Genomic DNA, 370 nt, shown 5'->3' on the forward strand with positions numbered 1-370 from the left:
GATCGACGGCACCACGGCCGGCGTGCACTTCGTCACCGCCGACGGCAAGAAGAAGCCGGCGGCCGCAAAAGCAGCTGCCGCGCAGAGCGCCACCGCGACCAAATAGGTTCAAGACATCATCAATCTCGTTCAACTTCAGCATCGCCCATGTCCACAGTGCCGAATGCGCGAACCATAGCCGGCCCGATCAAAGGCGACGGCAGCCCCCGGGCGGCGCAATCGACGCGTCCCTTCGTGCATGTGCTTGCCGATACCTCCGATAAACTGTCCGCCATCTGCTCGGCGCTCGAACAGCAATTCACCGTGGCGGGCGAACGGCTCGACGCCGAGGCCAGGCTGGCGCAAGTGCCGTTCGCGATCGTCATCCGCG

At 64.6% G+C, this 370-nt stretch carries 1 protein-coding gene; it reads left to right on the forward strand.

The genetic code is table 11. The features are described 5' to 3' along the window. Positions 1–147: 147 nt before the first annotated feature. Positions 148–370: hypothetical protein (locus tag RMT89_RS41595; RefSeq protein WP_315888949.1), on the forward strand; the 223-nt coding region annotated here is incomplete at its 3' end.

Source organism: Streptomyces sp. P17, assembly GCF_032436805.1.
In the GTDB taxonomy this organism is placed as follows: Bacteria; Actinomycetota; Actinomycetes; order Streptomycetales; family Streptomycetaceae; genus Streptomyces.